This is a genomic window from Citrobacter portucalensis (assembly GCF_002042885.1).
GTDB lineage: Bacteria > Pseudomonadota > Gammaproteobacteria > Enterobacterales > Enterobacteriaceae > Citrobacter > Citrobacter portucalensis.
This window is the reverse complement of the sequence record NZ_MVFY01000020.1, coordinates 60732-67842: the sequence shown is the minus strand read 5'-3', so window position 1 is coordinate 67842 and position 7111 is coordinate 60732. Positions and strand designations below refer to the sequence as shown.

Annotated in this window: 6 protein-coding genes; 5 read left to right on the top strand and 1 reads right to left on the bottom strand. The window is 53.1% G+C overall.

The window, feature by feature from the left end:
* Window positions 1-296 precede the first annotated feature (296 nt).
* From qseE to glnB, 4 genes are read left to right on the top strand one after another with little or no spacing between them, the layout of a single operon-like run.
* A complete protein-coding gene (gene qseE / locus BZK40_RS21920) occupies window positions 297-1727 on the top strand; it encodes a two component system sensor histidine kinase QseE/GlrK (RefSeq protein ID WP_103286014.1) in 1431 nt (476 codons plus the stop codon).
* Between the two features lie 22 nt (window positions 1728-1749).
* Window positions 1750-2493, top strand: coding sequence for a two-component system QseEF-associated lipoprotein QseG (gene qseG, locus BZK40_RS21915; protein ID WP_079935300.1), 744 nt, complete (start codon window positions 1750-1752; stop codon window positions 2491-2493).
* Window positions 2493-3827: a two-component system response regulator GlrR gene (gene glrR / locus BZK40_RS21910; protein WP_304502732.1), complete on the top strand. Its 1335-nt coding sequence runs from the start codon at window positions 2493-2495 to the stop codon at window positions 3825-3827. The genes qseG and glrR overlap by 1 nt, the downstream gene beginning before the upstream one ends.
* 60 nt (window positions 3828-3887) lie before the next feature.
* Window positions 3888-4226: a nitrogen regulatory protein P-II gene (gene glnB / locus BZK40_RS21905; protein WP_002914032.1), complete on the top strand. Its 339-nt coding sequence runs from the start codon at window positions 3888-3890 to the stop codon at window positions 4224-4226.
* Between the two features lie 101 nt (window positions 4227-4327).
* On the opposite strand, the gene hmpA is transcribed toward glnB, so the two are convergent.
* Entirely contained in the window at window positions 4328-5518 is a 1191-nt protein-coding gene (hmpA, locus tag BZK40_RS21900; RefSeq protein WP_079935299.1) for an NO-inducible flavohemoprotein, read from the bottom strand.
* A 326-nt stretch (window positions 5519-5844) separates the two neighbouring features.
* On the opposite strand from hmpA, the gene glyA reads away from it, so the two are divergent.
* On the top strand, window positions 5845-7098 hold the full coding sequence (glyA, locus tag BZK40_RS21895) for a serine hydroxymethyltransferase (RefSeq protein WP_079935298.1): 1254 nt from the start codon (window positions 5845-5847) through the stop codon (window positions 7096-7098).
* Window positions 7099-7111 lie beyond the last annotated feature (13 nt).

The window sequence follows — 7111 nt, the reverse complement described above, 5'->3', positions numbered from 1 at the left end:
TTGTGTTAATAAAGTGTTTTGAATATTGGCACAGATGCTGCATAATATTAACCAGTGGCTCATTCACCTTCTTATGTCAGCCCCTTCGGGACGTGCTACATAAACTTCGAATGACGCACAACAAGGTGCCTGCCGTCCAACATCTGATATTAGCATTGCTCATATCAACCTCCGGGCGAAACGTCGAGTTAGGCACCGCCTTATTCCATAACAAAGCCGGGTTAATCCCGGCTTTGTTGTATCTGGCGTTCCCCTCAGTTAGCATCAATCTATTCCTGTCCATTGAGAGTAACGCCTTGAAGCGCTGGTCAGTTTTTCCCCGATCTTTACGTCAATTGGTGACGTTGGCCTTCTTGCTTATCCTGCTGCCGTTGTTAGTTCTGGCCTGGCAGGCATGGCAAAGTCTGAATGCCCTGAGCGCGCAGGCTGCGCTGACAAACCGCACCACGCTGATTGATGCCAGACGCAGCGAGGCGATGACCAACGTCGCGCTGGAGATGGAGCGCAGCTATCGGCAATACTGCGTGCTTGATGACCCAACATTAGCCAGGGTCTACCAAAGCCAGCGTAAACGCTACAGCGACATGCTGGATGCGCATGCGGGGGTGTTGCCGGATACCAAGCTCTACCAGGCGTTGCGTCAGGATCTTAACGATCTCGCGCAGTTACAGTGTAAAAACAGTGGTCCTGACAGTGTGTCGGCTGCACGGCTGGAAGCGTTCGCCAATGCCAATACCGAGATGGTGCAAGCGACGCGTACCGTGGTCTTTTCTCGTGGGCAGCAGTTACAGCAGGAAATAGCCGAACGCGGGCAGTTTTTTGGCTGGCAGGCACTGGTGCTGTTTCTCGTCAGCCTGGCGATGGTCTTGCTGTTTACCCGCATGATTATCGGCCCGGTGAAGGGCATTGAACGGATGATCAACTGTCTGGGAGAAGGGCGCTCGCTGGGGGATAGCGTATTATTTACCGGGCCACGGGAGCTGAGATCTGTGGGGCAGCGTATCATCTGGTTAAGCGAACGCCTCTCCTGGCTTGAGTCGCAACGGCATCAGTTTTTACGCCATCTTTCCCATGAGCTGAAAACGCCGCTGGCGAGCATGCGCGAAGGTACCGAATTGTTGGCCGATCAGGTGGTTGGCCCATTAACACCGGAGCAAAAAGAGGTGGTCGGTATTCTTGATGACAGCAGCCGTAACCTGCAAAAGCTGATTGAACAACTCCTCGATTACAACCGCAAGCTGGCTGATGACGAGGTAGAACTTGAAAGTGTGGAAATCGCACCGTTGGTGGAAAGCGTTGTTTCTGCGCATAGCCTGCCCGCTCGCGCCAAAATGATACATACTGATGTTGCGCTTGCGGTGAACACCTGCCTGGCAGAACCGATGCTGTTGATGAGCGTGCTGGACAATCTTTATTCCAATGCGGTGCACTATGGTGCTGAATCCGGTAACATTTGGATCCGCAGCAGTTTGCATGGCTCAACGGTATACATCGATGTAATGAATACCGGCACACCGATTCCAGAAGCAGAACAGACCATGATCTTCGAGCCTTTTTTCCAGGGGAGTCATCAGCGAAAAGGGGCGGTAAAAGGAAGCGGGTTGGGGCTAAGCATTGCCAGAGATTGCATCCGCCGTATGCGGGGCAAGCTGTATCTGGTTGATGACCATGCGCAAAACGTTTGTTTTCGCATAGAACTGCCGCTAGCTGCTGCGAAAAATCACTAAAATAAACTTAAGTCTGGTGAGTATGCCATACGTTGTTGTCCGAATGCTTAAACGACATTTTCTTCGTCGCGTCATCCTCGCAAGCCTGCCGTGCCTGGCGCTGGCTGGTTGTGTCCCGAACGCGGTGAATCATATTATCGGCGATCCCTCGCAGGAGAAAATTCCGCCTAATCAACTGGCGGACTACCTTGCAACCGACTGTGCGGATATCTGGTCGCTGTCTGGCCAGTCAACAGAAACCAATCCGTTGTACTGGCTGCGGGCGATGGATTGTGCCAATCGCCTGATGCCGGTGCAGGCGCGTAGTGAAGCCAGCACCCTGATGACAGATACCTGGCAGGGCGCTTTCAGGCGTGGGATCCTGCTCGATAATGCCAACATTACGCCGCCTGAAAGGCGGGAGGCTGTTACGCGCCTCGATGCGTTAAGCCCGCAAATTCCGCCGCAGGTACGCCCGCTGTATCAGGTATGGCGCAGTAGCCAAACGTTGCAGTTGCAGCTTGCCGAAGAGCGTATGCGCTACAGTAAACTCCAGCAGGCGTCCGACAGCGATCTCGATACGCTGCGCCAACAGCAGCAGCATTTGCAGTCCCAGCTCGATCTCACGACCCGCAAGCTGGAGAATCTGACCGATATTGAGCGCCAGCTTTCCACGCGCAAACCTGGCGGTAACTACAATCCTGATGCGCTGCACGGGAACGATAAACTCACTACGCCTGATAACGAAGAAGGCGCAGCGCCGTCTGCCGATGAGGTTACGCCATGATAAGCCGTAAGCCCGCGCATCTGCTGCTGGTGGATGACGATCCGGGCCTGTTGAAATTACTTGGAATGCGACTGACCAGCGAAGGCTACAGCGTCGTGACCGCGGAAAGTGGGCAGGAAGGGTTACGGGTGCTGAACCGTGAAAAAGTGGATCTGGTTATTAGCGATCTGCGTATGGATGAAATGGACGGCATGCAGCTGTTTACTGAAATCCAGAAAGTACAGCCTGGGATGCCGGTGATTATCCTGACCGCTCACGGCTCCATTCCGGACGCCGTTGCGGCGACCCAGCAAGGGGTGTTCAGTTTCCTCACTAAACCAGTCGACAAGGACGCGTTGTATCACGCGATTGACGGGGCGCTGGAACAGTCTGCGCCCGCCACCGATGACAGCTGGCGCGAATCTATCGTTACCCGCAGCCCGCTGATGCTACGCCTGCTGGAACAGGCGCGGATGGTGGCGCAATCGGACGTTAGCGTCTTGATCAACGGTCAAAGCGGAACCGGGAAAGAAGTTTTCGCTCAGGCTATTCACAACGCCAGCCCACGCAGCCAAAAACCTTTCATTGCCATTAACTGCGGCGCGTTGCCGGAACAACTGCTGGAATCAGAACTGTTTGGTCATGCGCGCGGTGCTTTTACCGGTGCGGTGAGCAATCGTGAAGGGCTGTTTCAGGCTGCAGAAGGCGGTACGCTGTTTCTCGATGAGATTGGCGATATGCCTGCGCCGTTACAGGTGAAACTGCTGCGCGTATTGCAGGAACGAAAAGTCAGACCATTGGGCAGTAACCGCGATATCGACATTGATGTGCGGATCGTTTCTGCGACCCACCGCGATTTACCCAAAGCGATGGCACGGGGCGAATTTCGCGAGGATTTGTACTATCGCCTCAATGTGGTGAGCCTGAAGATTCCTGCGCTGGCCGAGCGTACGGAAGATATTCCGCTGCTGGCGAACCATCTGCTGCGCCAGTCTGCTGAACGGCACAAACCGTTCGTACGCGCCTTTTCAACCGATGCCATGAAGCGGTTAATGACCGCCAGCTGGCCGGGCAACGTGCGTCAGCTGGTCAACGTAATTGAGCAGTGCGTGGCGTTGACCTCTTCGCCGGTGATCAGCGACGCGCTGGTGGAGCAGGCGCTGGAAGGGGAAAACACCGCGCTGCCGACCTTTGTTGAGGCGCGTAACCAGTTTGAGCTCAACTATCTGCGTAAGCTGCTGCAAATCACCAAGGGCAATGTGACCCACGCGGCAAGAATGGCGGGGCGCAACCGCACCGAATTCTATAAATTGCTTTCTCGGCACGAGCTGGATGCAAACGATTTCAAAGAATAAATCTGCGGATTATGTTAGCTTTATTCGATCAAAAGACAGGCGACCTTTTCAAGGAATAGCATGAAAAAGATTGATGCGATTATTAAACCCTTCAAGCTGGACGACGTCCGCGAAGCGCTGGCAGAAGTCGGCATTACCGGTATGACTGTGACAGAAGTGAAAGGTTTTGGCCGTCAGAAAGGCCATACCGAGTTGTACCGTGGCGCGGAATATATGGTGGATTTTCTGCCGAAGGTAAAAATTGAAATTGTGGTTACCGACGACATCGTCGATACCTGCGTCGACACCATTATCCGTACTGCCCAGACCGGCAAGATCGGTGACGGTAAGATTTTTGTCTTCGACGTGGCACGCGTTATTCGTATTCGTACCGGTGAAGAAGACGACGCGGCAATCTAAGCCGCGCCGTTAATTTGTAGGCCTGATAAGCGTAGCGCATCAGGCAGAGTGATTGCCGGATGGCGGCGTAAACGCCTTATCCGGCCTACTCGCGTAACACATTACAAGACTTTGTGCGGACCGAAGCATTCGTAATGAATGTTCTCGTTTTTCACGCCCAGACCGACCAGCTGCTTCGCGGCGAACTGCATGAAACCAACCGGACCGCACAGATAAAACTGCATCGCCGGATCGCTGATTGCGCTTTCCAGTTTGTTCAAATCCATCAGACCTACGCTATCAAAGGCATCTTTCGCACGATCGGCTTCGGTTGGCTCACGATACCAGGTGTGTGCGCTAAAGCGTGGCAGCGTTTTGCCGAGTTCGTTGACTTCATCAGCGAAGGCATGCACGTCACCATTTTCTGCCGCATGGAACCAGTTAACCTGCGCCGTATGCTGCGCTTTTGCCAGCGTATCCAGCATCGCCAGCATTGGGGTTTGTCCCACGCCCGCGGAGATCAGAGATACCGGGGTGTCGGTCGCAACGTCCATAAAGAAATCGCCCGCAGGTGCGGCCAGGTGAACAACGTCGCCAACATTCGCATGGTTGTGCAGCCAGGTTGAAACCTGACCACCGTCCTCACGCTTAACCGCAATACGGTAGCCTTTGCCATCGGGTTTACGGGTCAGTGAGTACTGACGAATTTCCTGATGCGGGAAACCTTCCGGCTTTAACCAGACGCCCAGATATTGCCCCGGATGATATTCAGCTACTGCGCCACCGTCGACAGGTTCAAATTCAAAGCTGGTGATAAGTGCACTGCGTGGGGTTTTTGCCACGATACGGAAAGGACGGGTACCTTCCCAGCCGCCATTTTTATTGGCATTTTCGCTGTAGATTTGCGCTTCACGGTTGATGAAAACGTTCGCCAGCACGCCGTATGCTTTGCCCCACGCATCCAGAACTTCCTGGCCTGGGCTGAACATTTCGTCCAGCGTTGCCAGTAAATGGCCACCCACGATGTTGTACTGCTCGGGTTTAATCTGGAAGCTGGTATGCTTCTGTGCGATTTTCTCAACAGCCGGCAACAGTGCCGCCAGATTTTCGATATTGCTGGCATACGCGGCAATAGCATTAAACAGCGCTTCACGCTGATCGCCATTACGCTGATTACTCATGTTGAAGATTTCTTTCAGCTCTGGGTTATGCGTAAACATGCGGTCGTAGAAATGGGCGGTCAGCTTCGGGCCTGTTTCAACCAGCAGGGGAATGGTGGCTTTCACTGTAGCGATGGTTTGTGCGTCAAGCATACGGTCTTCCTTTATCTGAGACTTTAATGATGTATGTCAAATACATCTTATAAAAAATACCCCTGCATTGTAAATGGTTCTTTGTAACTTTGCGTTGTAAAGGTTACATCGTGAAAAATCTGCATCACAAACCTGAAAAGAAATCCGTTGAAATTCAGCAGACCTTTGTTCTCCAAAGCCTTGCGTACCGTGAAGGTAATCGTTTGCGTAAAATCCTTTGTCAAGACCTGTTATCGAAGAATGATTCGGTTATACTGTTCGCCGTTGTCCTACGGACCGCCTTTTAAGGCCGAAAATTTTATTGTTAGCTGAGTCAGGAGATGCGGATGTTAAAGCGTGAAATGAACATTGCCGATTATGATGCCGAACTGTGGCAGGCTATGGAGCAGGAAAAAGTACGTCAGGAAGAGCACATCGAACTGATCGCCTCCGAAAACTACACCAGCCCGCGTGTTATGCAGGCGCAGGGTTCTCAGCTGACCAACAAATATGCTGAAGGTTATCCGGGCAAGCGCTACTACGGCGGTTGCGAGTACGTTGATATCGTTGAGCAACTGGCTATCGATCGCGCAAAAGAGCTGTTTGGCGCTGACTACGCTAACGTACAACCGCACTCCGGCTCTCAGGCTAACTTTGCTGTTTACACCGCTCTGCTGCAACCGGGCGATACCGTTCTGGGTATGAACCTGGCACAAGGCGGCCACCTGACTCACGGCTCCCCGGTTAACTTCTCCGGCAAACTGTACAACATCATCCCTTACGGTATTGATGAGTCCGGTAAAATTGACTACGAAGACATGGCTAAGCAGGCCAAAGAGCACAAACCGAAGATGATCATCGGCGGCTTCTCTGCTTACTCCGGTGTTGTTGACTGGGCAAAAATGCGTGAAATCGCTGACAGCATCGGCGCATATCTGTTCGTCGATATGGCGCACGTTGCGGGTCTGATTGCCGCAGGCGTTTATCCGAACCCGGTTCCACACGCACACGTTGTGACCACCACCACCCACAAAACCCTGGCAGGTCCACGCGGTGGCCTGATCCTGGCGAAAGGCGGTGACGAAGAGCTGTACAAAAAACTGAACTCCGCTGTGTTCCCAAGCGCGCAGGGCGGCCCGCTGATGCACGTGATCGCGGCGAAAGCTGTGGCGCTGAAAGAAGCGATGGAGCCTGAGTTCAAGGTTTACCAACAGCAGGTTGCCAAAAACGCCAAAGCGATGGTGGAAGTGTTCCTGAACCGTGGCTACAAAGTGGTTTCTGGCGGTACTGAAAACCACCTGTTCCTGCTGGATCTGGTTGATAAAAACCTGACCGGTAAAGAAGCTGACGCCGCGCTGGGCCGTGCTAACATCACCGTTAACAAAAACAGCGTACCGAACGATCCGAAGAGCCCGTTTGTGACTTCCGGTATCCGTATCGGTTCTCCGGCTGTGACTCGCCGTGGCTTTAAAGAATCGGAAGTGAAAGAGCTGGCTGGCTGGATGTGTGACGTTCTGGACAACATCAATGACGAAGCTGTTATCGAGCGCGTCAAAGGTAAAGTGCTGGATATCTGTGCACGTTTCCCGGTTTACGCGTAAGTAATACGGATTG

Excerpts from the sequence above, each read along its gene's own strand:
- hmpA (WP_079935299.1), bottom strand. The coding sequence starts at position 5,518 with ATGCTTGACGCACAAACCATCGCTACAGTGAAAGCCACCATTCCCCTG.
- glnB (WP_002914032.1), top strand. The coding sequence starts at position 3,888 with ATGAAAAAGATTGATGCGATTATTAAACCCTTCAAGCTGGACGACGTC.
- glyA (WP_079935298.1), top strand. The coding sequence starts at position 5,845 with ATGTTAAAGCGTGAAATGAACATTGCCGATTATGATGCCGAACTGTGG.
- qseG (WP_079935300.1), top strand. The coding sequence starts at position 1,750 with ATGCCATACGTTGTTGTCCGAATGCTTAAACGACATTTTCTTCGTCGC.